At 46.2% G+C, this 26827-nt stretch carries 24 protein-coding genes and 3 pseudogenes; all 27 read left to right on the plus strand.

Annotated features, from left to right (window positions below):
- Window position 1: 1 nt before the first annotated feature.
- The 27 genes and pseudogenes from LKD37_RS00175 (at window position 2) to LKD37_RS00310 (ending at window position 26816) form a co-directional block, all read left to right on the plus strand.
- A complete protein-coding gene (locus tag LKD37_RS00175; protein WP_055282130.1) occupies window positions 2–454 on the plus strand; it encodes a hypothetical protein in 453 nt (150 codons plus the stop codon).
- A complete protein-coding gene (locus tag LKD37_RS00180) occupies window positions 454–1395 on the plus strand; it encodes a hypothetical protein (RefSeq protein WP_302927501.1) in 942 nt (313 codons plus the stop codon). Before LKD37_RS00175 ends, LKD37_RS00180 begins: the two co-directional genes overlap by 1 nt.
- A gap of 14 nt (window positions 1396–1409) precedes the next feature.
- Window positions 1410–10025, plus strand: a complete 8616-nt coding sequence (locus LKD37_RS00190) for a helicase-like domain-containing protein (protein WP_431833250.1) — start codon at window positions 1410–1412, stop codon at window positions 10023–10025.
- 133 nt (window positions 10026–10158) lie between these two features.
- Entirely contained in the window at window positions 10159–10503 is a 345-nt protein-coding gene (locus LKD37_RS00195; protein WP_055194951.1) for a DUF6572 domain-containing protein, read from the plus strand.
- Window positions 10504–10718: 215 nt separating this feature from the next.
- Window positions 10719–11345: an alpha/beta fold hydrolase gene (locus LKD37_RS00200; protein WP_302927502.1), complete on the plus strand. Its 627-nt coding sequence runs from the start codon at window positions 10719–10721 to the stop codon at window positions 11343–11345.
- Between the two features lie 17 nt (window positions 11346–11362).
- A complete protein-coding gene (locus LKD37_RS00205; RefSeq protein WP_302927503.1) occupies window positions 11363–11782 on the plus strand; it encodes a nuclear transport factor 2 family protein in 420 nt (139 codons plus the stop codon).
- Between the two features lie 63 nt (window positions 11783–11845).
- Entirely contained in the window at window positions 11846–12229 is a 384-nt protein-coding gene (locus tag LKD37_RS00210) for a GNAT family N-acetyltransferase (RefSeq protein ID WP_055194945.1), read from the plus strand.
- 23 nt (window positions 12230–12252) lie between these two features.
- Complete coding sequence (locus tag LKD37_RS00215; protein WP_055194943.1) at window positions 12253–12687, plus strand: GNAT family N-acetyltransferase; 435 nt, start codon at window positions 12253–12255, stop codon at window positions 12685–12687.
- Between the two features lie 84 nt (window positions 12688–12771).
- Window positions 12772–13400 (plus strand): annotated as a pseudogene (locus LKD37_RS00220) (CatB-related O-acetyltransferase).
- A 91-nt stretch (window positions 13401–13491) separates the two neighbouring features.
- Window positions 13492–13794, plus strand: a pseudogene (locus LKD37_RS00225) (DUF3848 domain-containing protein); the annotation flags it as partial.
- 32 nt (window positions 13795–13826) lie between these two features.
- The gene (locus LKD37_RS00230) at window positions 13827–14150 is read left to right on the plus strand and encodes a hypothetical protein (RefSeq protein WP_302927504.1); all 324 of its coding nucleotides are present in this window, start codon (window positions 13827–13829) and stop codon (window positions 14148–14150) included.
- 1 nt (window position 14151) lies between these two features.
- Window positions 14152–15107: pseudogene (locus tag LKD37_RS00235) on the plus strand (DUF3991 domain-containing protein).
- Window positions 15104–16159: a DUF3846 domain-containing protein gene (locus LKD37_RS00240; RefSeq protein ID WP_302927505.1), complete on the plus strand. Its 1056-nt coding sequence runs from the start codon at window positions 15104–15106 to the stop codon at window positions 16157–16159. The pseudogene LKD37_RS00235 and the gene LKD37_RS00240 overlap by 4 nt, the downstream one beginning before the upstream one ends.
- A gap of 135 nt (window positions 16160–16294) precedes the next feature.
- The gene (locus LKD37_RS00245; RefSeq protein ID WP_118670920.1) at window positions 16295–16426 is read left to right on the plus strand and encodes a DUF3789 domain-containing protein; all 132 of its coding nucleotides are present in this window, start codon (window positions 16295–16297) and stop codon (window positions 16424–16426) included.
- Complete coding sequence (locus LKD37_RS00250; protein WP_118670919.1) at window positions 16423–16761, plus strand: plasmid mobilization protein; 339 nt, start codon at window positions 16423–16425, stop codon at window positions 16759–16761. Before LKD37_RS00245 ends, LKD37_RS00250 begins: the two co-directional genes overlap by 4 nt.
- Window positions 16752–18134, plus strand: coding sequence for a relaxase/mobilization nuclease domain-containing protein (locus tag LKD37_RS00255; protein ID WP_015517974.1), 1383 nt, complete (start codon window positions 16752–16754; stop codon window positions 18132–18134). Before LKD37_RS00250 ends, LKD37_RS00255 begins: the two co-directional genes overlap by 10 nt.
- Complete coding sequence (locus LKD37_RS00260; protein ID WP_015517975.1) at window positions 18118–18927, plus strand: PcfB family protein; 810 nt, start codon at window positions 18118–18120, stop codon at window positions 18925–18927. Before LKD37_RS00255 ends, LKD37_RS00260 begins: the two co-directional genes overlap by 17 nt.
- 5 nt (window positions 18928–18932) lie before the next feature.
- A complete protein-coding gene (locus tag LKD37_RS00265; protein WP_302927506.1) occupies window positions 18933–19514 on the plus strand; it encodes a DUF6674 family protein in 582 nt (193 codons plus the stop codon).
- Between the two features lie 24 nt (window positions 19515–19538).
- Window positions 19539–19760: a hypothetical protein gene (locus LKD37_RS00270; RefSeq protein ID WP_302927507.1), complete on the plus strand. Its 222-nt coding sequence runs from the start codon at window positions 19539–19541 to the stop codon at window positions 19758–19760.
- A 6-nt stretch (window positions 19761–19766) separates the two neighbouring features.
- Window positions 19767–20654, plus strand: coding sequence for a hypothetical protein (locus tag LKD37_RS00275; RefSeq protein ID WP_015517978.1), 888 nt, complete (start codon window positions 19767–19769; stop codon window positions 20652–20654).
- A gap of 15 nt (window positions 20655–20669) precedes the next feature.
- Window positions 20670–20870: a hypothetical protein gene (locus tag LKD37_RS00280; RefSeq protein WP_015517979.1), complete on the plus strand. Its 201-nt coding sequence runs from the start codon at window positions 20670–20672 to the stop codon at window positions 20868–20870.
- Window positions 20857–22650 (plus strand): VirD4-like conjugal transfer protein, CD1115 family, encoded by a 1794-nt coding sequence (locus LKD37_RS00285; protein WP_118670915.1) that lies wholly within the window; start codon window positions 20857–20859, stop codon window positions 22648–22650. The genes LKD37_RS00280 and LKD37_RS00285 overlap by 14 nt, the downstream gene beginning before the upstream one ends.
- Window positions 22651–22665: 15 nt before the next feature.
- A complete protein-coding gene (locus LKD37_RS00290) occupies window positions 22666–23022 on the plus strand; it encodes a TrbC/VirB2 family protein (protein WP_015517981.1) in 357 nt (118 codons plus the stop codon).
- An 84-nt stretch (window positions 23023–23106) separates the two neighbouring features.
- Window positions 23107–23943, plus strand: coding sequence for a VirB6/TrbL-like conjugal transfer protein, CD1112 family (locus tag LKD37_RS00295; RefSeq protein WP_302927508.1), 837 nt, complete (start codon window positions 23107–23109; stop codon window positions 23941–23943).
- Window positions 23944–23953: 10 nt separating this feature from the next.
- Window positions 23954–24124, plus strand: coding sequence for a hypothetical protein (locus LKD37_RS00300; RefSeq protein ID WP_015517990.1), 171 nt, complete (start codon window positions 23954–23956; stop codon window positions 24122–24124).
- Complete coding sequence (locus LKD37_RS00305) at window positions 24125–24490, plus strand: PrgI family protein (RefSeq protein WP_015517991.1); 366 nt, start codon at window positions 24125–24127, stop codon at window positions 24488–24490. It begins immediately after the preceding gene.
- On the plus strand, window positions 24483–26816 hold the full coding sequence (locus tag LKD37_RS00310) for a VirB4-like conjugal transfer ATPase, CD1110 family (RefSeq protein WP_015517992.1): 2334 nt from the start codon (window positions 24483–24485) through the stop codon (window positions 26814–26816). The genes LKD37_RS00305 and LKD37_RS00310 overlap by 8 nt, the downstream gene beginning before the upstream one ends.
- Window positions 26817–26827: the final 11 nt, after the last annotated feature.

Below are 26827 nucleotides of genomic sequence, written 5' to 3' on the forward strand. Positions count from 1 at the left end.
TATGCTTTCTGATGTTACTAACGAAAAAATTAAATATGCTAACTGTGGTGAGAATCGTGAATTACTCATTGACGAAATAATCCGCATTGGCATTTTAGATGTTTCTGGAAATCCTATTGCGGGTTGCAAGGAAAGGATATGCGAGCTTTATAAGTCACAACCTTTGTCACAGAAGGAATTTGGAGAAAAGTTAAACGCACTGTTTGCACCCAATGGATATAATCCAGTTAGCTTGCCGGCTGATGATCACACGCCATATAAACCATTCAAAATTGTATATAACAACGCCGGACTTCAATTTATGTTTAGGGACAGGAATGATAATATCCATTCGGAGTGTATTGGATGGAACGAAGTGGCACGGCGAACGGGTAGAATGATTCGACGAAGAGAATACTTTGCCAATGAGTCGCTTTTGGAATTACGAAAAGTCAGAGAAAGGAGCGAACGCTGATGGATTTTGTTATCAATCCCCTTACGGAAGCAGAATGCAAATACACTTACGCACAAAGCACACAGATAGAGGGACAGACAGGTTGCATAGGGCATTTGCGAGGCGATTTTGGCTCAGGCGGCAATGAGTTTTTTACCTCTTGGTTTGACCACAGGCGTGATTTGAAAACAGACCAGTTCAAAAACGAGCTGGACGAGGTTATCAATGCTCTGCGCTCTGAAGAATACGGGCTGTTAAAAAGCCGCACCGATATGTCACAGTATGCGAAAAGTCGTCCGGACAGTGCTTTTGAAGGCAGTTACACCACCGAGTATGGATTCCGTGCTGATACAGAAAAGTATGCTTTCCTGATACGCTGTAACCCTACCCGTGGAGACTATAACTTCTATTGCTACTGTTATGTGCGGGAATGGCTTGACCGCCATATGGAAAAAGCGAGCCGTGGAATCCGCTTTATCACGCCGGATTATAAGGAAAAATTCATAATTCCCGATGGAGATAAAATCCGCATTGCTTTAAGCGACGGTGAACAGCTTGACCGTACCTGCCGATATATCAATGAAAACTATTTGGAGGTTGGCAGCAATCTTTATCACATCTGTGAGTTTGCCGAGCGAATGGAACAGAACGGGAACACTATGATCCCCCTTCGTTCCTCTTTGCCTGAGCAATGCTATGTATTCGTGCAAACGGAAAATTGCGTCGGCATTGTCAAAAAGGGCGAAAGCGGATTTTACCGCACGGATATTCAGGGCGGTAAACCAAGTGAAACAAACGCCCTTGTAAACGAAATGAACGAAAAGCTCGGCTTGACGAAAGCTCAGGTGGAGGCAATGAAAGCAGGCTCAATGTTTGGCTGGGGCACACCTGCCGCCGATCCGAAAAGCTATGACAAAAACGGTATTCAAGTAAAGCCGAAACAAAAAGACTATGAAAGATAGGAGGAGTATAACCGATGGCACGAAAGTACGACCTGATTTCTGAAATGTACCGCCGTACCGCACACGCTGTTGTTTCTGATGTGCAGAACTGGCAAGCCTTTTTACGATGTGCCTGCCGAAATTACAGATTGCGCTGTGATGAGCAGCTTCTTATTTACGCTCAAAGACCGGACGCAACGGCGGTTTTGGAAATTGAGCGTTGGAATGATAAATTCGGGCGTTGGGTAAACCGTGGCGCAAAAGGTATCGCTGTCTTTGAGGACGCTGACCGAAGCAGACAGCGCTTAATCCATTATTTTGATATTTCCGATACCCACGAAAGCCGCTATTCCCGCCCCGTTCCGATTTGGGATATGAAGCCGGAATATACGGACGATGTAATTGAATCCCTTGAAAACACTTTCGGCGAGCTGGAAAATAAGGACAGCCTTGCGGACGCAGTGATGAGCGCTGCTAAAAACGCCGCGGAGGATAATATCCCTGACTATTTGAGCGATCTGATGTATGCCGCTGATGACAGCTTCCTCTACGGTCTTTCCGAGGATATGATTACCTCTATGTATAGGAAAGCAGTAACAAACAGCGTGGCATATATGATGATGACAAGGCTTGGGATAGATACCGAGCCATATTTTGAATCGGAGGATTTCTCCGTTATTACGAATTTCAATACGCCGGAAGCCTTTAATGCCCTCGGTATTGCGACGAGTGATATTGCGGAAATGGGACTTGGAGAAATCTCCCGCACCATTCTTGCCCTCGACAGAAACAATCGCATAATTGCGGATAGAGGAAAACCCGATTACAATAAGGCTGAAAAGACAAGCGAAAGGAGTTTTGATAATGAGCGAAATCACATACACAATGCAGGGCGATTACAACCTGCCGAACTTAACAATGCCGGAACAGCCGGAGGGGATTTTAGGCAGATACGCTCAGATGAGACGGAAGTTTCTCAAGGAACACCACAAAATCCGGTATTACAATCTTCTGACGAGCTGTACCCTGACGGAGCATTTGGCGGAGGTAGAACAGACGGCGATGAAACTGGAAGAAACCCTGATGAAGCAGATGGCAGCGCAGGAGGGCTTGACAGAGAGCCTGAAAGCGGCGGATATGATGAAGTGGGTACAGGGAATGAACAACTTGAGGAACAGAGTACAGGAGATCGTGAAAGCGGAAGTAATCTTCGCTTAGACTATTATGACAGGAGACACGAAGATACCAGTCTACCGTTTTTCGGCGGAGATGATACAATTCGTGAAATCCTCGGCATAACGCCCCACTTGAAAGCCTCAAAGGACGAAATTTGTGCTTTCTATGAAAGCAATCCCGATAACGCCGTCCGCACCGAATATATCAAAGGTATTTTCAACAATGATTATACTGAAGTAATTTTGAGCGATGGGCGGCGAGTCGGGTACAAAACTTGGCAGAATGTGCTTCAGCTTTGGGAAGGCAGTTACCTGTCCCGTACAAAACAGAGTTTCTATGATTGGGGTGTGATCGCACAGCACTTTGAAGCAATGCGGCTTCTCGGTGAATTACAGGATACAATGAAGCCGCTTCCGTCGGTAGATGGACAACTGAACTTTATGGAAACGCAGGCAGAGGAAAAAACCTCTGCTTTTTCTTTTTCACAGGAAATCATTGACGCTGTTCTCACTCGTGGAAGCGGCGTATCTGAGGGAAAGTTCCGTATCTTTGAACAGTTTGAAAAAAGTTTGTCGGCAAAGGAAAATGTCGATTTCCTAAAGGACGAATATGGTTGGGGCGGCTCCTATCCTGTAATTACAGGTACAGGGATTGACGAGCAGCACGACGGAAAAGGTATTTTGATTTCAAAGGGTATCGGTGATGATAAGCCTCATATCAGGCTGAATTGGAATCAGGTAGAAAAGCGAATCAAAGAATTGATACGCCTTGACCGTTATCTCAACCCGAAAGAAAAAGAGATTTATCCGCAGTGGCTCGAAAAGCAGGAGGAGCGCCGGGCTGAACTTGCCGAAGAACAGAGAAACCGTGAAATCCTCTCATCTGCGCCATCCGAAAACAATACGGCTGTTTCCAAATCTTTTGAGTACAACGGTTATCACTTTGAGCCAACAGGAATACTCTCTGCCAGAAGGACGCTAAAAGAGATTAGTAATGAAACTATTTCCAACAATACTCTTGGAATGTCGGCTTATGAAGGGGCTACTCACCCATATTCTTACGAAGAATTTTATAATGCTGCAAATAGCTCATCAGCAGATATTTTCAAATGCGTAGAAAACGGCAGACTATATATTCCGGGCGAAAATGAGTTATTTGAATACACCGGAAACTTTAATCCGATTTTGTCAATCGAACAATCTGAAACTCCTGAAAATTCAGCGTATGCCTATCATCTCGGTGATACGGTATATATGGGCGCAGACGAATATGAAATCCTTTCCTTTAACGATGAGCGTGTTGTACTTCACGATGTCCAATTTCCATTATTCCAAAAGGAGATGGACAGAGCAGAGTTCGACCGCAAGGTGCGGGAAAACCCAATGAACGATCACCTGAAGGTTAAGGAGTTACCGTCCGAAGAAAAAACAGATGAAGCGCCTGCCTTTGACATTGGTATGGGCTATCTTGGTAACGGTCTTACCGTCTGGAACAGAGCTGTTGAGGAAAGCGGCGATTACCAAACGATTGCCCATATCAGCGATGAAGGTGAAATTCACTACTATGTGGACGGACTGCCCGAAGATGTAGTGGCAAGGATAGAGCAGGCGGCAGCGCAGGAACAGCAAAAGTCTTTGTTTGCCGCTTCTTATCAAGTGGGTGACAGAGTGTATTTGGACGGCAAGCCGTTTGAAATTACACGGGTAGATGACTGGAATGTGGAGCTGATGGATCGTTCGGAGCAAAACCCGCAGCCACGCTTGGAGAGCAAGGATAACTTTATGCAGCTTGTTCAGCAAAACGAGCGCAGCAACCGTTTTACAGACGCTTACCGTGAATACGGTGAGATCAAGGAAGAAAATCCTGACAGTCTTGTGCTGTATCAGGTGGGCGATTTCTTTGAAGCCTATGGAGCGGACGCACAAACCGTCAGCGAAGCGTTAGAACTGAATCTGACTTCTCGCTTTATTGGAAACAATCAGCGAACTCAAATGTGTGGTTTTCCGGCAAACCGCTTGGAAACCTATATCAATATGCTGCTTGACCGTGGCTTTGATGTGGCGGTTTCTGCCGCCGAAAACGGAGAGCGAAATACCCGCAACATTGTATCAAGCAACAAGGAAGATCCGGTACAGTCGCAGCCAGTCGGCAGGATTGAGTACCTTGATGAAGATGGAAATATAATCCACACAGATGAGTATACCAGCGAGTATCAATTCAAAAAGGATATTGAGGAAGAAAGCTCATTCGGCACACGCTTACGCTTTTATGTGTATCGAGACGCAGAAGGAAAAACCATAGATCAAACCTTCATCACAAAACAGGATACCCCGTTAAATGTCTACGAAATCATTGATTCGCCTTATCTTGTAAAAGACAGGACAGAAAACGCACTCCCGCCTGATGAAAGATTTTTCGTTATTGAAACTGATGAGGGCTACGCCATTTGGGACGATTTGACAGAAGCGATCTATATCGACGATGAAGGCGTCAGCGAGGAATTTAAGAGCGAGTGGCAGGCAAATGACTATTTGGAACAGGTGAAAAAGTCTGTTTCCGAAAAGGAAGCTGCCGGACAGCTTGAGCCTGAACAAAAAGAAGCTAAGCCATTAACACCTGCTTTTGTCCAACCTAAACGCTCACGGGTACAGACCTTTGATTTGCACCCCGAAATCCCATTGTCTGAACGGCATACCTTTGACCTCGCCTCCCACGAAGTGCCGGAGGCAGGCAAAAAAGAACGCTTCCGTAGGAATATGGAAGCAATCCGTGTGTTGAAGGAATGTGAGTTTGAGAATCGCTTTGCTACACCCGAAGAACAGGAAATCCTTTCACAATATGTCGGTTGGGGCGGTATTCCCGAAGCCTTTGACGAGAACAATTCCTCGTGGGCTGATGAGTTTATCGAGCTTTACACCGCCCTTTCCCCTGATGAATACGAGAGCGCAAGAGCAAGCACGCTGACCGCTTTCTACACCCCGCCAGTCGTCATTTCCTCAATTTACAAGGCAATGGAACAGATGGGATTCCGTGAGGGCAACATCTTGGAGCCTTCCTGTGGAATTGGAAACTTTATCGGTATGCTGCCACAGTCTATGCAGAACAGCAAAATCTACGGCGTTGAGATCGACAAAATTTCGGCGGGTATCGCACAGCAGCTCTATCAGAAAACCTCGATTGCGGCACAGCCGTTTGAAGAAGCCAATATTCCCGACAGCTTCTTTGACGCTGTTATTGGCAATGTGCCATTCGGTGATATTCGAGTCAACGACAGGAGGTATAACAAGCATAACTTTCTAATCCACGACTACTTTTTTGCGAAATCCTTAGATAAGCTCAGACCGGGCGGCGTAATGGCGCTCATTACGAGCAAAGGCACAATGGATAAAGAGAGTCCTGCTGTGCGAAAGTATATTGCACAGCGAGCGGATCTTCTCGGCGCAATCCGACTGCCCAATAACACCTTTAAGGGCAATGCCGGAACAGAGGTTGTCTCGGATATTTTGATCTTACAGAAGCGTGACAGACTTATTGACCTTGAACCGGAATGGGTACACCTAAACACCGATGAAAACGGCGTAAAGATGAACACCTACTTCGTCGATCACCCTGAAATGGTATTGGGCGAATGGAAAACCGTGTCCGGCAGATTCGGCGAGGAAGATACCGTTGTTCCCTATGAAAACGCCGACCTTGCCGAGCTTTTAGAAGAAGCAATCTCCAATATCCACGCAGAGATCACCGATTATGAGGTGGACGAGGAACTGACCGAAGAAGATAACTCCATTCCTGCCGATCCCGAAGTCCGCAACTTTTCCTATACGGTTGTGGACGATAAAATCTACTATCGTGAAAACAGCCGTATGGCTCCCGTCGATGTTTCTGCTACCGCAGAAAACCGTATTAAGGGTATGATTGCGATCCGTGACTGCGTCAGAAACCTGATTGAAATGCAGACCGCAGATTATCCCGATTACGAAGTTGAAAAGGAACAGCAGAAGCTAAATGAACTATATGATACCTTCTCCAAAAAGTACGGGCTGATCAATTCCCGTGCGAATGTGTCCGCTTTTTCGCAGGACAGCTCCTTTGCCCTGCTTTCCGCACTGGAGGTACTGGACGAAAATGGAGAACTGGAGCGCAAGGCGGATATGTTCACGAAGCGGACGATCAAGCCACACACACCCGTTACCTCGGTGGATACCGTCAGCGAAGCGCTTGCCGTATCTATGGGCGAAAAAGCCTGTGTGGATATGGAATATATGTGTTCCCTTACGGGCAAGACCGAGCAGGAAATCTATGAGGAATTGAAGGGCGTTATCTTCCTGAATCCGATGTACGGCTACGGCGGCAGTGATGAGCAAAAGTACCTGATGGCGGACGAATACCTCTCCGGCAATGTGCGGGAAAAGCTCGCTTGGGCGAAAAAATCCGCAGAAGTTTATCCCGAAGATTACAACATCAATGTAGAGGCGCTGGAAAAGGTACAGCCGAAAGACCTGACTGCCAGCGAGATTTTCGTGCAGCTCGGCACGACTTGGCTGCCGGAAGAAATCGCACAGCAGTTTATGTACGAGTTTTTGGATACGCCCGTTTATGCGAGATGGAATATCAAAGTCCATTACTCAAAGCTGACGGGCGAATGGAATGTGGAGGGAAAATCCTATGACCGTGGGAACCTGAAAGCCTACAATACCTATGGCACAAAGCGTGTCAATGCCTACAAAATTATTGAAGATACGCTCAATATGAAAGATGTGCGTGTCTTTGACTATATCGAAGATGATGAGGGAAAAAAGAAAGCTGTCCTCAATAAAAAGGAAACCGCTATCGCCCAGTCGAAGCAGGAGCTTATCAAGCAGGGCTTTCAGGATTGGGTATGGCGTGATCCCGCAAGACGGGAAAAGCTGGTGCGGCTGTATAACGAAAAGTTCAACTCAATTCGCCCCCGTGAATACGATGGAAGCCACATTGTTTTTAGTGGCATAAACCCTGAAATTACACTCAGGGAACATCAGAAAAATGCGGTTGCCCATATCCTTTACGGCGGGAATACCTTATTGGCACACGCTGTGGGTGCGGGCAAGACCTTTGAAATGACTGCCGCCGCTATGGAGTCCAAGCGGCTCGGACTGTGTAATAAGTCCCTTTTTGTTGTCCCCAATCACTTGACAGAACAGTGGGCGGCGGAGTTCTTACAGCTTTATCCTGCGGCGAATATCTTGGTCGCTACGAAAAAAGATTTTGAGATGAAGAACCGTAAACGGTTCTGCGGCAGGATTGCAACAGGCGACTACGACGCTGTAATCATCGGTCACAGTCAGTTCGAAAAAATACCGATGAGTATTGAAAGACAAAGAGCTGTTTTACAGCAACAGCTTGATGATATTGTCGAGGGAATTGCGGATATAAAGAGAAACCGTGGCGACAGGTTTTCCGTCAAGCAGCTTGAAAAGACGAAAAAATCCCTGCAAACGAAGCTGGAAAAATTAAACGATCAATCAAGAAAGGATGATGTCGTAACCTTTGAAGAACTCGGTATAGACAGGCTTTTCATAGATGAAAGTCATTATTACAAGAATCTGTATCTCTATACAAAAATGCGGAATGTAGGTGGTATCGCCCAGACGGAAGCGCAGAAATCTTCCGACCTTTTTACGAAGTGCCGCTACTTGGACGAGATTACCGGAGGGCGTGGCGTTGTATTTGCAACGGGTACGCCGATCTCTAACTCAATGGTAGAACTTTATACCATACAGCGGTATTTGCAGTACCGAACGCTGCAAGAACACGATTTGCAGCACTTTGACGCTTGGGCTTCCAGCTTTGGCGAGACGGTCACGGCGGTAGAACTTACACCCGAAGGAACGGGATACAGAGCGAAAACACGCTTTGCGAAATTCAATAATCTGCCCGAACTGATGGCGATGTTCAAGCAGGTGGCAGACATCAAAACCGCAGATATGCTCGATCTTCCCGTACCGGAAGTGGAGTATCATAACATCGCCGTGAAGCCGTCGCAGGTGCAAAAAGATATGGTCGCCTCTCTCGGCGAACGAGCTGAAAAGATAAGGGGCGGCGGTATAGATTCCAGCGTGGACAATATGCTGAAAGTTACAAACGACGGGCGGAAGCTCGCCCTTGACCAGCGAATGATGAATCCAATGTTACCCGATGAGGAAGGCAGTAAAGTCAACGCCTGCGTATACGAAGTATTCCGTATATGGGAGGAAAACAGCGATAAAAAGCTGACGCAGCTTCTCTTTTGCGACCTTTCCACTCCAAAGGGAGCAGGCGAATTTTCCGTCTATACGGATATACGACAGAAGCTGATCGAGCGTGGTATTCCCGAATTGGAAATCAAGTTTATCCACGAAGCGGATACCGAAGTCAAAAAGCAGGAGCTATTCAAAAAGGTGCGCCGTGGCGAAGTGCGAATCCTGATGGGCAGTACCCAGAAAATGGGTGCGGGGACGAATGTGCAGAACAAGATCATTGCTTCCCACGACCTTGACTGCCCGTGGCGACCTGCCGATCTGGAGCAGCGTGCCGGACGGACGGTGCGGCAGGGCAACGAAAACCCGAAGGTCGGTCTGTACCGATATGTTACGGAAGGGACTTTTGACGCATACTGCTGGCAGCTCGTAGAGGGCAAGCAGAAGTTCGCAAGTCAGATTATGACGAGCAAATCGCCCGTGCGTTCCTGTGAAGATGTGGACGCTACTGCTCTCTCTTATGCAGAGATCAAAATGCTTGCGGCGGACAATCCGCACATCAAGGAGAAAATGGACTTGGATATTCAGGTGCAGAAACTGCGCCTTTTGAAGTCCAATTATCTCTCCGAAAAATATGAGCTGGAGGACAAAATCATCAAATATTACCCGACAACAATCGCCCGGATAAAAGAGACGATTGCGGGGCTGGAAAAGGATAGATCTCTTGCAAAAGAACACCCGAAACCTCTTGACGATACCTTTATAGGGATTGAGGTTAAGGGTGTTTCTTATTCCGAAAAAGCGGAAGGCGGACAGAAAATCATTGACGCCTGCAAAGAGATGACCTCGCCTGATCCCGTCCCTCTCGGCAAGTACAGAGGCTTTGATTTGGAGCTTTCCTTTGATACCTTTGAGAAAGCCTATCAGGTAAAAATCAAGGGCAGTCTTTCCCGTTCCGTTTCTTTAGGCACGGACGCTATCGGCAATATTACCCGAATCGACAATGCCATTGAGAAAATTCCTGAACAGCTGGAGGCAAAAAGCAGGGAGCTTTCAACCCTCGAACAGCAATTTGCTACTGCGAAAGCAGAGGTTGAAAAACCGTTTGACAAGGAAGAAGAACTGACCGAAAAGACAAATCGCCTCAATGTCTTAAACGGCTTGCTCAATGTAGACAAGCGGGAAAATGAGTTGGTGGACGGTGCGCCTGATGAGGGCGACAGCGTACCCGCTCCAAAGGAAAGAGCTTATGAGAGATAACCTTTTTGCGGTATGGGAGAAGTCTCATACCGCCTTTACATATCACGGCAAGGTGGAAAAAGACACAATTCTGTGATATAATAATCAAAATACAAATTGATATTTGTGGAAAACAAAACGGGAGAATTATTATATGACGATAGAAGAAATGTTTGGAGATTTATACTCCATTGATATTATGGCAGAAAAGAAAACAGGAGAAATTGTACTGTTCTTGATTTGCTATGGTTTTATTGATGGAGAAGAAAAAACTCAAAGAGCATTGTTGACTAAAATTGAAGCATATTTGAAGTATACTAAGAGTGCAGAATTTCAAAATGAATATTTGAAATGTCCAATTATTTTACGAGTTACTTTTAAAGAAAAACCAGACCAACTTATATTAGACTTATTAAAAAATAGTCAGTCATGGATTATGGAATATGATGTAACATTGGAAGTAGAAATCAACAACAAGACAATAAAACTTCTGCCGTAAAGGCACTAACAAATCCTAAGTTGTCGAGATAAATGGCTTACAGCTTGCAAAACAAATCGTTCTAAAAACTGAACATCTTTTTTACATAGCCGCTCGGTTTTACAAAAAATCAGGCGGCTATATCTATCACGGCAAGGTGGAAAAAGACATAGTGCTGTGATATAATAAAGTGGCTCTTTGAGAGTCAATGTCAAGAAAACTGAGGTTATTTTCCTATGAAAAATATTTTGATTCACGGCTTGGGACAAATCAGTAAGGATTGGGATACCATTAAAAATGAGTTGGAAACGAGGGGAATTTCCTCTGTCGCTCCTGATTTATTTGACCTTGCAAAAGGTAAGGAGTTAGACTATAACACTGTTTATCAGGCGTTCAGTAGACTATGTGATTCACACCAAGATCGTCTGAATCTTTGCGGGCTTTCGCTTGGGGGATTACTTGCGCTCAATTATGCTATTGAACATCCGAAGAAAATAAACTCTCTTGTTTTGATCGGAACGCCGTTTGAGATACCGAAAGGACTGCTGAAATTTCAAAATATTGTATTTAGATTTATGCCCAAAGCCGTATTTCAGAATATGGGCGTAAGCAAAAAAGATTTTATTCGTTTGAGCAAATCAATGGTTGATTTCAATTTTATGGATTCGGCGACAGCGCTTGATTGTCCCGCCCTTATTCTTTGCGGCGCAAAGGATAAAACGAATATGGGGAGTGCGAAGCGATTTCACGAAGCAATGAAAAACAGCAAACTGGTTGTTGTAGATGATTCCGGTCACGAAGTCAACAAAGATAATCCGAATGAGTTGGTCAGTATTTTACAAGACTTTTGGGCAGAAAGATAGAGATGGGGTTTTTAATAATGAATGAGAGAGAAAACATTATCCGTTTATGGTTTGATATGTGGCTGAAGCAGCAGGATTTAGGTATAGATGATATTTTTACAGAAGATGTGGTTTATACAGAAAGCTGGAGTCCAAAATATCAGGATCGAAAAACTGTTAAGCACTGGTTTGACGAGTGGAATACACGGGGCAAAGTCCTTATTTGGGACATTAAGCAGTTTTTCCATAAAGGTAATCAGACTATCGTGGAATGGTACTTCAAAAATGAAATGAACGCTGGAAGCATAGAAGAATTTGACGGCATTTCACTTGTAGAGTGGACGGATGATAACAAAATTAAGTCTTTAAAAGAATTTGGCTGCAACCGTAATAACTATAATCCGTATCAATATGGCGATCAACCTCGATTTAGAGATGAAAAGGCAAATTGGTTTTGATATGTTGATTATCGTGGTAGATTTCCGTCACGAATTTAATAAAGGAAATATGGAGACAGAAAGATGGAATATATAGTAGATGATAAAAAACTGGACGCATTTACCTTTATTGCGTTCGTCAAACAAGTATGGCAAGGCAATTATGATATTGAAAAAACACAGTGTGCATTGTCTCAGACAATCAATATTACTGCTTATGAAAATGAGGCACTGATTGGCTGCTTGCGTATTCTTACAGACGGATATTATTTCGGTACGATTACAGAGTTGCTCGTCCTTCCTGAATATCAAAAACAGGGAGTCGGCAGTAAACTCTTGCAACTTGCAAAGGATAATACCCCTACTATGCTGTATTTTGGAGCGCAGCCGGGGATAGAAAAGTTTTACGAAAAGAATGGTTGCAAAAGAAGCTTGCAGTCCTATGTGATCGAAAAGGAACGGTCATAACGAAAATTTACGAGGTGCTTAGTATGGAAGTCAAAAAAATAGATGATACTCAAATTACAAATGCCATTGACTTGATTTGGCAAACTTTTTTACAATTTGAGGCTCCCGATTATTCTGAAGAAGGAGTTAAGTCGTTTCAGGATTTTATTGAGAACAAAGAGATCATCAAAACATTAGAATTTTGGGGCGCTTATGACGAAGAAGAACTAAAGGGAGTTATCGCAACAAACGAAAACCGGAAGCATATCTGTTGCTTTTTTGTGAAAGCACAGTATCAAAGACAAGGCATTGGTAGAAAGTTGTGGGACTTCCTACGAGAAAATAGTTCAAGCAAAACCATTACAGTAAATTCTTCTCCGTATGCAGTTCCCGTCTATCATAAACTGGGTTTCGTAGATATTGATACGGAGCAACTTTCGGATGGCATACGATATACACCTATGCAATTTATAAAATGATTGATTTGAGAGAGGTGATTTGTAGGTGAAACGCTGCATTGTAGTAACCGAAATAGTCTAAAATAAAATATCAGGAGGTTAATAATGGCTATTTCGGAAACTAAAATCTATCCTCGTACCGGGGACAAACAAACGGTATACTTAAAGAGCGTAGTAAAAAATCCAAACATTATTGTTGGCGATTATACGATGTATAATGATTTCGTAAATGATCCAACGGATTTTGAAAAAATAATGTTCTGTACCACTATCCTATCAATCACGATAGACTGATTATTGGGAAATTTTGCTCTATTGCGTGTGGTGCAAAGTTTATTTTCACGAGTGCTAATCACACTTTGAAGTCATTGTCTACTTATCCTTTCCCATTGTTTTTTGAAGAATGGGGACTGGACAAAAGCAATGTGACAGATTCGTGGGATAATAAGGGAGACATTGTTATCGGAAATGATGTATGGATTGGATATGAAGCTGTTATTATGTCTGGTGTTACCATTGGTGATGGAGCAATCATTGGTACTCGGGCAGTAGTAACGAAAGATGTACCGCCTTACACGATTGTAGGCGGTGTACCCGCACGACAAATCAGAAAGAGATTTTCTGAAGATACCATATCATCATTATTGGATATTAGATGGTGGGATTGGTCGGAGAAAAAAATTAAAAAAAATATTCCCGCCATTCAAACGGGAAGCATTGATGACCTAAAGTAATAGGACTTACCGAATAACAAATATCTTTACATAGCCGCTTGGTTTTCAAAAAATCAAGCGGCTATATTTTTGTTTAAGGAGGTGTTCGCTTATGGGCGAAACAGACTACAATGCCCTGCTTTACGACAAGATGAAAGCGGAGCAGGACAAGTACAAAGACTGGCTGCTTTCACAGCCGCCGGAGGAAATTCTGAATCATACCTACGAGTACACGATGAGAGAGGACATCGTGATGTGTATGGAAGAAATGGAGCTTTCTCCGAAACAGGCAAAGGCATTGCTTCGCTCCCCCTGTCCGCTTGATGATGTCTATAAAGAGTTTAGGGACAGAGAAGTTGAGCATATGGATACCATTCGGGATTCCATCGAAACAAGGGCAAACGATGTACTCAAACGGGACAAAAACAGAGAAAGCAGGTAAGAAAAATGGTACACAAATTAAAAACAATCCGTGGGGATATGCTGGTACTTCAATGCCAACTTGAAAGGGAACTAATTCGATATGTACGGCGGTATCTCTGCCAGCCGCAGGCAACAATCATCACAAACGATAAGCAGTTTGCTTTTATGTGCGAGTTGTATGACTATGTGGAGAATACGGAGTTTCCGCCTGAAATGGTAAGCTCCCTTATGAAAACAAAAAATGTTTTGGAGCTGTCTTGGGACGAGTGGATGATGAATATTGAGGTGGACGATATGGAAGATTCCATCGAAAAAGTCGCAGAACTTCTCAGGGAAAGGAAGATTTGATATGCCATATATTGCGCCGGAGGTGATCGAACAGGCTCGGCAGATCGACCTTTTGACCTATCTGAAAAACTGTGAGCCGCACGAACTGGTGCGAATTTCTGGCAACAACTACACTACCCGTACCCACGACAGCCTAAAGATTTCAAACGGCAAATGGATGTGGTGGTCGCAGAGAATCGGTGGATATAACGCCATTGACTATCTTGTGAAAGTCAGGGGCTTTTCTTTTGTGGAGGCAGTCGAAACCCTGATGGGAAAGGCGGCGGTTATGCCTACTTTGACGGTCAAACCAAAGCAGAGTGAAAAGCCGAAAATTCTCCTACTGCCCGAAAAAAGCAAAACAACCGACAAGATCAAAGAGTACCTGTTCAGCAGAGGAATTGACGGGGCAATTACCGACGAATGTATCAAAAAAGGCGTTATTTTCGAGAGCTTGCCTTACCACAATATTGTTTTTGTTGGCTTTGACGAGAATAGAAAACCGAAATACGCCGCTTTTCGAGCGACAAACAGCCGCCGCATTTTAGGCGATTGTTCCGGCAGTGACAAGCACTATTCTTTTCGGTTAGCAGACAGCGAAAGCAACGAGGTACACCTTTTTGAATGTGCTATTGACCTGCTTTCTTACGCAACGCTTTCCAAGCTTTCCGGGAAGGACTGGCGGCAGGAAAACCTTGTTTCCCTTGCGGGTGTTTACCTCCCGAAAAAAAAATTGAGGACAGCACAACGCCGGCAGCCGTTATCAAATATCTTGCGGAGCGACCGGATATTCAGAAAATACACATTCACTTTGATAACGACAACGCAGGAAGAAAAGCAACTCAGGCGTTAAAAGTAATCTTGCCAAAGCGGTACGAAATCTTTGACGAGCCGCCGAAGAAAGGTAAGGACTATAACGATTATCTCTGTATTCAGTTAGGAATATGGAAATCAAAAGAAAGGAATTTTGAACGATGAATATACGAGTTTATCAGGTAAATATGAGTCGAGATCCGAATCATATTGCCTTTATGAATTATGAGAGCCTGCCCAAGTTTCAGGGTAGTTCGGAGATAGACAGCAGTGTTTATGACAAAGTATTTGAGGGTGATGTGAATTGCACCAACCTTGAAGAAGTGTATCAGATGTTTAATTTAAACCATCCCGCAGGATATAAAGCCCGTTCCCTTTCGGTATCTGATGTGGTGGAGGTTATTCAAGAGGACGGTACAAGGGACTTTCACTTCTGTGATTCTTTCGGATTTAGAAAGGTGGCGTTTGAACCAGATAAATGTGAAATCAGCGAACGATTTTGTTCTGGTGAGGAAAAAGATACGGTTTCCGTTCTTCTCGTTCAGGCTGGGAAGTATCCGAAACTTATTGAAATCAAAGATTCTCTTGAAGCAATGCAGGCGCTTGTGGGCGGAGATATTGAGGAATATATGCCGTTTGAAGATGAAGTCGCAATCATCTGTAATGAGGAAGGAAAGATGATCGGGTTGCCCTTGAACAGAGCGATTTATTCTGAGGAAAAAGTGGATATGCGTTACGATGAAATGGCGCAGAAGTTCAGAGAAGCCGAGAAAAGCGGTCAACATCTTAACGGATATATCGTATTTACCGAGGACAGTTTTACGGAAAAATATCCGTTGGAATCCCGTACCTATATAGTTTCCAGCGATAACAAAGCCTATCGTCCGAATATGAGTGGTTATTCTGTTTTCGGCACTTCGCTTGATGGTACAGACAAAAATGTTCGATTAGACGCATATATGGCTGCTGAAAAAGGCGGCAAGGACGGTTGGAAAATTGAACGCTGCTATATCAAAGAACGGGAGATGATCGAAATAATTGCAGGAGATTTTTTCATCTGCTACGCTCCCATTTCTTCAGAAAAGTTTTTAAGTCTAACACCGGACTTGGAGAAAAAATATGCGGAGAAGTTTAGGTATCCTGAGACATTTGTGCGTACCGACGATGGCATTAAAGCGATACCGTATAAACCAAAAACAAAAGATTTTGAGCGATAAACCGCAAAATACGGGGCAGCCGGATAGGTCTGCATTAGCTTAGCGAGCAGACTGTTTTTACTCCTATCGGGCAAAAACAGTAAAAGCTCGTTAGGGGCTGCCCCTAATACCCCAATACAGGAAAGGATTTTGACTATGCACGAATTTCTATTCTTTATGATAGGCTTCCTGCTCGGCGGCGTTATCGGCGTGACGATAATGTGCCTTATGCAGATCAACCGAATCCACGGCGGCTCTAACGCCCGAAAGGAGGACGAGGAGCTGTGAAACGAACAGTCAAAAAACAGTTTTGGTTTTCTAAGGTGGAAGCACAGGACTTGAAGAAGAAAGCAAAGAAAGCCTGCCTGACCGAAGCGGCGCTGATTCGACTGCTGCTTCGTGGCTATGAGCCGAGAGAAAAACCGGACGAAAGATTTTACGACGCTATGCGGGAGCTTTCCGCTATCGGCAACAACATCAATCAGCTCGCCATTAAAGCGAACGCCCTCGGCTTTGTGGATTCGCAAATGCTGAAGAACGAGGCGCTGAGGTGGCACAAGTTTCAGGCGGCGATTGAGCGTGAATTTCTGCGCCCTGAAAAAAGCGGATTGAAATGGCAGTAACAAAGCTTTGGAAGGTAAGCGTCCGGCTCGATCAGGTACTCGACTATACGACCAACCCCGAAAAGACCGCCAACCCCGAATATTCTGCCGAAGATTATCAGGCGCTCAAAGATGTGCTTGCCTATGCAAAGGACGAGGAGAAAACGGAACACGAGTTTTTCTGCGACGGTATCAACTGCAATGTGGCGATGGCTCGTGACCAGTTCATTACCGTCAAGGAGCAGTTCGACAAGACGGACGGGATTCAGGCATATCACGGGTATCTGAGCTTTAAGGAAAACGAGGTCACGCCCGAACAGGCGCAGCAGATCGGAATGGAGTTTGCAAGGAAGATGTGGGGCAAGAGGTTTCAGGTGGTCGTCACTACCCACCTGAATACGAAACATCTCCACTGCCATTTTGTCATCAACTCCGTTTCCTTTGTCGATGGGAAGCGGCTGAAAGATAAAGAAAAGTCTTGGTACTACTTCCGCCATATCGCCGACGAGATTTGCTTGGAGCATAAGCTGTCCATTGTAGAAAAGCCGGAGCTGCACAGATCGCCCTCTTACCTTACGATGAAGGACGAGGCGGGTATGCCCACCCGATACAACAACGCCAAAAAAGCGATTGACGAAGCGATTGCGATGAGCCGTAACCTGCGGCAGTTCCAGTATGAGCTGGGCGTGATGGGCTATCACTCGAATTTTAGTCCTAATCGTAAGTATGCGACGGTTACACCGAAAGGCAGTGAAAAACCGATACGGACTTATCGGCTCGGCGAGGAATACACCAAAGAGAAAATCCTTGAACGGCTTATTGCCAATCGGGATAATATCGTGTTCAAGCCGTTCCAGCCAAAGACCTATATTGTCCGGCAGTACCGCCTTCCCACAAGAGAAAGCAGAATCCAAAAGGTCGGCGGTCTGTATGGCTTGTATCTCTACTACTGCTATCGGCTCGGCTACCTTCCGAAGCACAATCAGAAACAACAGAATACGGCGAGACTTCACTATCTTCTCAAAGACGATCTGATGAAGATGGACGAACTCACCAAACAGGTAACGCTGCTCGGCAAGCACCAGATCGGTACGGACGAGCAGCTTTTTTCATATAAGCGGTCGGTTGAGGACGAAATCAAAACCCTTACCGCCGACAGAACACATCTCCGAAATGAAATACGAAAGGTAGATATATCAGATGAACGGCTGTCGGCGGCAAAGATGAAAATTTCAGCTATCTCCGAACGCTTGAAAGAGCTTCGCAAAGAAGTAAAGCTCTGCGACGGGATTGCGAAGCGGTCAGGCGTAATTGCCGATACCCTTTCGCAAGTCAAGGCAGAGGAAGAAAAATCTCAAAGAAAGGAGTCCCGAAACTATGAACAACGGCGGTGACGCAGCAGAACAAATCGTCAGGCTATCGCTTGAAGGATTTGAAGTGGCTGTCCGGCTCACAGGCTCGGCGGCGAAGAATATCGCTATTCTGTTAGCTTCCGTGCTGAAGCAGGAGATCAGCCAGTCGAATAAGACACGGGGGAAAGCACGGCTTACCAATATGATTAAGTCCGGCAAGGAGCTGAAGGTCTTTTCGTTCCAGCAGAAAGACCTGCCGAAGTTTACCGAACAGGCAAAACGATACGGCGTCCTTTACTGCGTTCTGCGTGATAAAAACACCAAGAGCGATACGGCGATGGTCGATATTATCGCCCGTGCGGAGGACGCTGCGAAAATCCAGCGAATTTCCGACCGCTTTGAACTCGGCAAAGTCGATAAGGCTTCCATTGTTTCCGAAGCGGAAAAAGATGTGGCAGACCGTGAAGCGGCTGCCAATGAAGTGCCTGCGAGATCAAGGGGCGAGATTATTGTGGAGGAAGCGATGGGAAAGCCAATACAGAAGGAGGGAAATTCCCACCAAAACCCCTCGGTCGCAAAGACGGACAAAAGCCCTCTGTCAGAGCGAGACTCAGAAACGACAGGTACGCACACTGATAAGGGTGTCGCAAAGGCAGCGGATAAGAAGCCTTCGGTCAGGGAAAAGCTCGACCGATACAAGGCGGCTGCCAAAGCGGAAAAGGAAGCAGAGCGTACTGTGCCGGAGGCTTCCAAAGAGAAGCCGAAAACCCCTGAAGCCAATCGGCAGACCGTTCACAGGCAGCCGAAGAAATCCAAGAAGCCGAAAGAGAGGTGAGCGAAATGGATCAACTAAAGGAACACCCGCAGATCGTGGAGCTGTTAGACACACTCGATAAAAACGGCTTGATGAAAGAGAAAAACGAGGTGCAGTCGCTGGTAAGCTATATCGGCGGTATGGAAAATACGCTTACTGAAATGCTCGGCGAGCTTCAGGATATGCGCCGTGAAATCAATCTGATCCACAACAACACGCTGCGGAGCAAGTGCCATACCCTTGTGGAAAAAACGGAGGGCAAAATCCGTCAGGGATTTTCCGCAGTCAAAAAGATGAAGGACAATCTGATCCAGTCAGCCGGAAACGCTGTGCGGGCGTTCCGGGAAAGAGGCAGGGACGCCCTTGCCGAGTCGGTCAGGGCAATGAAAATCCCCGAAGCGCTGGATAAGCTGTCCGCTATGTTCGGCAGAATGTCAAAGGAGATGGCGCAGGACACAAAGAAGCTGTCCGCTATGCAGGCGGAGCTTCAGGGCGCAAAAGGGCATTTGAAAAATATGGGGCTGCTGTTTATGGGGAAAGCCGCAAAGGAAGCGGAACATTCCAAGAGTGATAAAGGCGTTTTATCAAGGCTGTCCCGTTTATTTTAAAAAGCGCAGAAAGGATTTGCGTCTTTGGAGCAAAAGGCGATGGATACAGCGGATAAGCTCAGAGTTTCCCGTGTGAAATCGTCTGTAAAGGAAAATCTCAGCAGATACAGGGCGGCGGCAAAGGCAGAAAAAGGAACAGAGCGCAGCGAGCCGACCGCTTCCAAAGAAGAAAACCGCACAGCACAGGCGTTGGGGCAGATTAGCGTCCCGCAACCGCAAAAATCAAATCTATCAAAAGAGAGGTAAAAAGATATGACCAACGATTTTAAGAATAAGCAAAGCAGCGGCGCAAGACCGCCGAGACTTTCGCCGGAGGAATACGCCGCCAAGAAAAAGGCGGAGAAAGAAGCCATTTATCAACTGCTCGACAATACCGCTTCGGAAGTGGTGCAGTCGCCGGAAAAATTCAAAGCCTACCTTGATGTGCAGAGCCGTATGGACAGGTACACGGCGAACAATGCGCTGCTGATGTATAAGCAGTTCCCGCAGGCAAGCCAGATCAAGGAATTTGACGATTGGGCGGCTGAGGGCGTAAAGGTCAATAAAGGCTCCAAGACCTTTATTATCCTTGATCCATACGAGTACACCAAGAAGGACGGGACAATCGGCATTGATTTCAATTTGAAAAGAGTGCTGGATGTTTCACAGACCAACGGCAAGCGCCCTGCCGCCCCGACCGCTAACCGTGATCCGAGAAAGCTGGTGGCGGTTATGCTCGACAGCGCCCCGATCAATATTGAAAGCACCAGTGAGCTGCCCTATCCCGATATGGGCGCTTTTTATAAAAATGAAGATCAGACGCTTTATGTGAAGCGGGACATCGGCGACAGCGTTGCCCTCTGCCAGTGCGTCGCTCAGGAACTCGGTCACGCCGAGCTTTCTATGAACAGCGAGGTATACAGCCGCAGGGATATGGGATTTCAGGCGGTGTGCATTGGATATATGCTCTGTAAGAAATACGGCGTCGATACGCAGAACTTTGCGATTGACCGTATCCCCGATGAATTGAAAAATAAAGAGCCGAAAGACATCAAAGCTGAACTCGGCAAGACGCAGAAGGCGTTTAAGGAAATTACCGCCCGTGTTTCCGATGAGCTGTACCGTCAGAGGGCGGAACGCTCAAAGGAACAGGAGAGATAACCGGAGGTAGCTGTGATGAAAGAAGAACTCTACCATATCGCTTTGGACGATTATGAACACGGCGTTGTGATCCGTTCGCTGAACGATAAAAAGACCGACCTCAAAAAAGAGGGCAAGTCCACCGACGCTGTTGACGAACTGATTATCAAAATCGGTCACGCCCCAAGACGCAAGTTCAAAGTGGTAGAAAAGGAATCCTGCCGTGAATCGAGATAGCAGCAGGCAGTCTGCGATTATCCTTGCGGTAATCGGGATTCTTCCCGTTGTGTGGCTCGGCTTATTGATAGCGCCGTCCGTCAAGGGCGGTCTGCCGGAGATACTGCCGAGCCTTTTGGCGGTATTCAATGATCCGTTCCATATCGAGCTTTGCGGGGACAGCTTAAAAACTGTCCTCGTTTTGCTTTTGCTCTACGGAATGGGGATTGGGATTTATCTATCCACACGGAGGAATTACCGAAGGCGTGAGGAACACGGCTCAGCGAAATGGGGCAGCGCAAAAGCCATTGATAAAAAGTACCGTCAAAGCCCGCCATCGGAAAATAAGCTGATGACGCAGAATGTCCGAATCGGACTCAATGCGAAAAAACACCGGAGGAATCTGAATACTCTGGTGTGCGGCGGCTCCGGCGCAGGCAAGACAAGATTCTATTGCAAGCCGAATTTAATGCAGACAAGCAATTCCTCTCAGGTAATTTTAGATCCAAAAGGGGAAATTCTGCGTGATGTCGGCAATCTGCTTGAAAAAGCAGGCTATGAGATCAAGGTGCTGGACTTGATTTCAATGGAGAAAAGCCATTGTTACAACCCGTTTGTCTATCTCAGAAACGACAACGATATTCAGCGCCTCGTGACCAACCTTTTTAAGAGTACCACCCCGAAAGGCTCTCAATCCAACGATCCTTTTTGGGACACTGCGGCGAGTATGCTTCTACTCGCCCTTATTTTTTATCTGCACTACGAAGCGCCGGAGGAGGAGCAGAATTTCGCTATGGTAATGGAAATGCTCAGGGCGGCGGCGATTGAGGACGAGGAGGACAATCGCCCTTCTCCCCTCGACAATCTTTTCGCCGATTTGGAAATGGATAATCCCGACCATATCGCCCTGAAATACTACCGTTCCTACCACTCCGGCTCGGCAAAGACGCTCAAATCCATTCAGATTACCCTTGCCGCAAGATTGGAGAAATTCAATCTTGAAAGCTTAGCGGCGCTGACTTCCGCCGATGAGCTTGACCTTGCTTCAATGGGCGAGAAGAAAACGGCGCTGTTTGCGCTGATACCGGATAACGATTCGAGCTTTAATTTCCTCGTCAGTATCCTTTACACGCAGCTTTTCCAGCAGCTTTTTTATTCTGCCGACCATATCCACGGCGGCAGCCTGCCGATACCCGTCCATTTTCTTATGGACGAGTTTGCAAATGTGAGCCTGCCCGACGATTTTGACAAGATACTTTCCGTTATGCGTTCAAGAGGCGTGTCGGTATCCATTATCCTGCAAAATCTGGCGCAGTTAAAGGCGTTGTTTGAGAAACAATGGGAATCCATTGTAGGCAACTGCGATGAATTTCTCTATCTCGGCGGCAATGAACAGAGTACGCACAAGTATGTGTCCGAGCTTTTAGGCAAGGAAACGATTGATACCAACACCTACGGGAAAAGCGAAGGACGGAGCGGAAGCTACTCGACCAATTATCAGATTTCCGGTCGTGAGCTGCTTACCCCTGACGAAGTGAGAATGCTCGACAACCGCTACGCCATTTTGTTTATCCGTGGCGAGCTTCCGGTAATGGATTTGAAGTACGCCATTTTGAAGCACCCGAATGTGGCGTATACCGCAGACGGGAAAGGCGGCGTGTATCAGCACGGCGAAGTCACAAAAAATGTGGCGACCATTGAAACCCTGTATGTTGATCTCGACAGCGTTCCCGAAATGGAGCTTTCGGAAACGACTTACGAGCTGTTGTCCGATGAGGACTTTGAAAACTTAACAAATTGATTGGAGGAAAATAGAATGAACATTTTTCATAAGACTCAGAAGAAAGAAACCCGCAAACTGCCGATGACCGGAAAGGTAAAGAAAGGCTTTCGTTATTACTGTGCTGCGGTTTTGAGCGTGACCGCTGTTTTTGCGATGTCTACAACGGCTTTTGCCGCAAGCGATCCGCTTACCGTTGTCAATAACCTGTCCGATTTCATTTTCGGCTTTATCCGTGCGATTGGTCTGATCCTGCTCGGCTTTGGTATCGTTCAGGTAGGTCTTTCCCTGAAATCCCACGATCCTTCGCAGCGTGCGAACGGATTTCTGACGCTGGCGGGCGGCGTCATCATTACTTTCGCTAAAGAAATCCTCACTCTGATTACGGGCTAACCTTTACGCAAACGACGCTCAGGGGCGTTCCTGAAAAACAATTCAGGGACGCCCCATTTTTCTTTATAAGGAGGTGCTACGAAATTGAGTGATAACTGGGTAGTTCAGAATCTCCAGAACGCCCTCGAAACTTGGAATGAAAAACTCGCTGAGATATGGCAGCTTATTACGACTACGCCGCAGAGCTTCAAAGGCGGCGGAATATGGACGGTTATCGTGGACATCCACGGTGCGGTGCAGGCAATCGGGTTTGCGCTTTTAGTGCTGTTCTTTGTGGTTGGCGTGGTCAAAACCTGCGGCAGCTTTGCCGATGTCAAGAAACCGGAACACGCTGTCAAGCTCTTTATCCGATTTGCGCTTGCAAAGGCGGGTATCACTTACGGTATGGAGCTAATGCTTGCCCTGTTCAATATCGTACAGGGTACAATCGGCACGATTATGACCGCCGCAGGCTTTACTTCCGCACAGCAGACCACTCTGCCGCAGGAAATGATTGACACCATAGAAAGCTGCGGCTTTTTCGAGTCAATTCCGCTTTGGGCGGTTACGCTCATTGGCGGCTTGTTCATTACGGTTATGTCATTCCTGCTCATTATGACGGTGTACGGGAGATTTTTTAAGTTATATATGTATACGGCGCTTGCCCCGATTCCGCTTTCTACTTTTGCGGGAGAGCCGAGTCAGAATGTAGGTAAATCGTTTATCAAAAGCTACTGCGCCGTGTGCCTTGAAGGTGCGGTGATCGTTTTAGCCTGCATTATCTTCTCCCTGTTCGCTTCTTCCCCGCCTGTGGTCGATCCCAATGCGGCGGCAGTCACGCAGGTTTGGTCATATATCGGCGAGCTGCTCTTTAATATGCTTGTCTTGGTCGGTGCAGTGCGAATGAGTGACCGGATTATCCGTGAGATGATGGGACTTTAAGGAGAACAGAATGAAACGAATATACAACAAATTCAAGGGCTACACCCTTGAGGACTGCGATTGCAGATACTGCCTGTATTACGGAGGGCGGCGGAAAGGCAAAGTTACTTGTCTTTCGGACGAGTGCGTCTGCGCCGATGAAATCCGGCAGGCGAAAAAAATGAAAGAAAGGAGTTCCTAAATGGAAGTCAAAATCAACAGAGAAATCAGGAATTACACAGAAGCGATGTTTTTCGGACTGTCACTGCGGCAGTTCATTTTTTCTGCCTGTGCCTGCGTGGTGGCGGTGGGCATTTATTTTTTGCTCAAGCCCTATGTCGGCACGGAAACCGTATCGTGGATGTGCATTTTGGGAGCCGCACCCTTTGCGGCTCTTGGTTTTGTCAAATACAACGGAATGACCGCTGAGAAATTCATTTATGCGTGGATTAAGTCGGAGTTTTTAATGCCGAAGAAGCTCTCTTTCCGTTCAACGAATACCTACTATGAGCTGTTCAAGCCGAGTATCGAAGCAAAAGCAAAGGAGGCTATGAAATCGAATGATTAAAACACTTACCAATCTCCGCAAACAGGAAAAGGAAAAGTTTGTCGTGCCGAAGGGCGTTCAGGATGTGATCCCCATTACCGCCATTTATGATGACGGTATCTTTCAGATTGGGAAAGACAAGTTTTCCAAGACCTATAAATTTTCCGATATTAACTACGCTGTTGCCAGCCGTGAGGACAAGGAAGCAATGTTCCTTGAATACTCGGAACTGCTCAATTCCCTCGACTCCGGAGCAACGACAAAAATCACAATCAACAACCGCCGTTTAAATCGGCTGGACTTTGAGAACAACATTCTTATTCCGATGAAAGGCGACAGCCTTGATGAATACCGTGAGGAGTATAATAAAATCCTTTTGGAAAAAGCCACAGGCGCAAACGCCATCGTGCAGGATAAGTATATGACGATTTCCGTCAACAAGAAGAATATTGAGGACGCAAGGAATTATTTTGCCCGTGTGGGCGCTGACTTGATCGCTCACTTCGGCAGGCTCGGCAGCAAGTGCGTGGAGCTGGAAACCGATGAAAGGCTGCGTATCTTCCACGACTTTTACCGTGTGGGCGAGGAATCCTCTTTCCACTTTGATATAAAGGAAACCCGCAAAAAGGGACACAGCTTCAAGGACTATATCTGCCCTGATTCAATGGAATTTGAAAAGGACTACTTCAAAATGGGCGACCGTTATGGGAGAGTCCTTTTTTTGCGTGAGTATGCTTCCTATATCAAGGACAGTATGGTGGCGGAGCTGACAGATCTCAACCGCAATCTGATGATGTCGATTGATGTCGTTCCCGTGCCGACAGACGAAGCGGTACGGGAAGCGGAAAACCGTCTGCTTGGCGTTGAGACGAATATTACCAACTGGCAGAGGCGGCAGAACTCCAACAATAACTTTTCGGCGACTGTCCCTTACGATATGGAACAGCAGAAAAAGGAAATGAAAGAATTTCTCGATGATTTAACGACGAGGGATCAGAGAATGATGTTTGCCGTGATTACCTTTGTGCATACGGCGGATTCCAAAGAACAGCTTGATAACGACACGGAAGCGCTGCTTACCACGGCGAGAAAGCACCTTTGTCAGTTCGGCGTGTTGAAATTTCAGCAGGTGGACGGGCTGAATACGGTTATGCCGTTTGGCGTGCGGAAGATTGATACCTTCCGTACCCTTACGACCGAAAGCCTTGCCGTGTTTATCCCGTTTCGAGTGCAGGATATTTTTCACGAGAATGGTATCTACTACGGGCAGAATGTGATTAGCAAAAATATGATTATCGCCGACCGCAAGCAGCTTCTCAATGGTAATTCCTTTATTCTCGGCGTATCGGGCGGCGGTAAGTCCTTTGCCGCAAAGGGCGAGATCGAGAATGTGATTCTTTCCTCGGATTCCGATGTTATCATCATTGATCCGGAGCGGGAATATTCACAGCTTGTGAAGGCGCTCGGCGGAGAGGTTATCCATATCTCCGCTACTTCTCAAAATCATATCAACGCTATGGATATGACGAAGGAATACGGCGACGGGGCGAATCCGGTTATTTTGAAGTCGGAGTTTATTATGTCCCTGTGCGAGCAGCTCATCGGCGGCAGTAACCTCGGCGCAAAGCAGAAATCCATTATCGACCGCTGCACCGCCAGCGTGTACCGCACCTATCAGCAGAATAACTATCAGGGCGAAGTGCCGACCTTGCAGGATTTCAGGGAGGAGCTTCTTAAACAAGATGAGCCGGAGGCGCAGGAAATCGCCCTTGCCATCGAGCTGTTTACAAGCGGCAGCTTGAACACCTTTGCGAAGCATACGAATGTGGATACCAATAACCGCCTGATCTGCTATGACATTTTAGACCTCGGCAAACAGCTTATGCCTATCGGTATGCTGGTCGTTCTCGACTCCATCTTAAACCGCATTACGCAGAACAGGGCGAAAGGCAGAAATACCTTCATCTTCATTGATGAGATTTATCTGCTGTTCCAGCACGAGTATTCCGCTAACTTCCTTTTTACCCTTTGGAAGCGTGTGCGTAAATACGGTGCTTATGCTACGGGTATTACGCAGAATGTGGACGACCTTTTGCAGAGCCATACGGCAAGGACAATGCTCGCAAACTCCGAATTTATCATTATGCTCAATCAGGCTTCCACGGACAGGCTGGAGCTGGCGAAGCTCTTAAATATCTCCGACCTTCAGATGTCGTATATTACGAATGTGGAAGCCGGACACGGGCTTATCAAGGTGGGCAGCTCCCTTGTACCGTTCGCAAATAAATTCCCGAAAAATACGAAGCTGTATAAGCTGATGACAACCAAACCGGGCGAGAGCGCATAAGCTCCCGCCCC

Source organism: Brotocaccenecus cirricatena (genome assembly GCF_020687045.1).
Classification (GTDB): Bacteria; Bacillota; Clostridia; order Oscillospirales; family Oscillospiraceae; genus Vescimonas; species Vescimonas cirricatena.

What these genes read in the sequence shown, in the direction of transcription:
- LKD37_RS00175 (WP_055282130.1), top strand. Translation starts at nt 2, where the DNA reads ATGCTTTCTGATGTTACTAACGAAAAAATTAAATATGCTAACTGTGGT.
- LKD37_RS00180 (WP_302927501.1), top strand. Translation starts at nt 454, where the DNA reads ATGGATTTTGTTATCAATCCCCTTACGGAAGCAGAATGCAAATACACT.
- LKD37_RS00190 (WP_431833250.1), top strand. Translation starts at nt 1,410, where the DNA reads ATGGCACGAAAGTACGACCTGATTTCTGAAATGTACCGCCGTACCGCA.
- LKD37_RS00195 (WP_055194951.1), top strand. Translation starts at nt 10,159, where the DNA reads ATGACGATAGAAGAAATGTTTGGAGATTTATACTCCATTGATATTATG.
- LKD37_RS00200 (WP_302927502.1), top strand. Translation starts at nt 10,719, where the DNA reads ATGAAAAATATTTTGATTCACGGCTTGGGACAAATCAGTAAGGATTGG.
- LKD37_RS00205 (WP_302927503.1), top strand. Translation starts at nt 11,363, where the DNA reads ATGAATGAGAGAGAAAACATTATCCGTTTATGGTTTGATATGTGGCTG.
- LKD37_RS00210 (WP_055194945.1), top strand. Translation starts at nt 11,846, where the DNA reads ATGGAATATATAGTAGATGATAAAAAACTGGACGCATTTACCTTTATT.
- LKD37_RS00215 (WP_055194943.1), top strand. Translation starts at nt 12,253, where the DNA reads ATGGAAGTCAAAAAAATAGATGATACTCAAATTACAAATGCCATTGAC.
- LKD37_RS00230 (WP_302927504.1), top strand. Translation starts at nt 13,827, where the DNA reads ATGGTACACAAATTAAAAACAATCCGTGGGGATATGCTGGTACTTCAA.
- LKD37_RS00240 (WP_302927505.1), top strand. Translation starts at nt 15,104, where the DNA reads ATGAATATACGAGTTTATCAGGTAAATATGAGTCGAGATCCGAATCAT.
- LKD37_RS00245 (WP_118670920.1), top strand. Translation starts at nt 16,295, where the DNA reads ATGCACGAATTTCTATTCTTTATGATAGGCTTCCTGCTCGGCGGCGTT.
- LKD37_RS00255 (WP_015517974.1), top strand. Translation starts at nt 16,752, where the DNA reads ATGGCAGTAACAAAGCTTTGGAAGGTAAGCGTCCGGCTCGATCAGGTA.
- LKD37_RS00260 (WP_015517975.1), top strand. Translation starts at nt 18,118, where the DNA reads ATGAACAACGGCGGTGACGCAGCAGAACAAATCGTCAGGCTATCGCTT.
- LKD37_RS00265 (WP_302927506.1), top strand. Translation starts at nt 18,933, where the DNA reads ATGGATCAACTAAAGGAACACCCGCAGATCGTGGAGCTGTTAGACACA.
- LKD37_RS00275 (WP_015517978.1), top strand. Translation starts at nt 19,767, where the DNA reads ATGACCAACGATTTTAAGAATAAGCAAAGCAGCGGCGCAAGACCGCCG.
- LKD37_RS00280 (WP_015517979.1), top strand. Translation starts at nt 20,670, where the DNA reads ATGAAAGAAGAACTCTACCATATCGCTTTGGACGATTATGAACACGGC.
- LKD37_RS00290 (WP_015517981.1), top strand. Translation starts at nt 22,666, where the DNA reads ATGAACATTTTTCATAAGACTCAGAAGAAAGAAACCCGCAAACTGCCG.
- LKD37_RS00300 (WP_015517990.1), top strand. Translation starts at nt 23,954, where the DNA reads ATGAAACGAATATACAACAAATTCAAGGGCTACACCCTTGAGGACTGC.
- LKD37_RS00305 (WP_015517991.1), top strand. Translation starts at nt 24,125, where the DNA reads ATGGAAGTCAAAATCAACAGAGAAATCAGGAATTACACAGAAGCGATG.
- LKD37_RS00310 (WP_015517992.1), top strand. Translation starts at nt 24,483, where the DNA reads ATGATTAAAACACTTACCAATCTCCGCAAACAGGAAAAGGAAAAGTTT.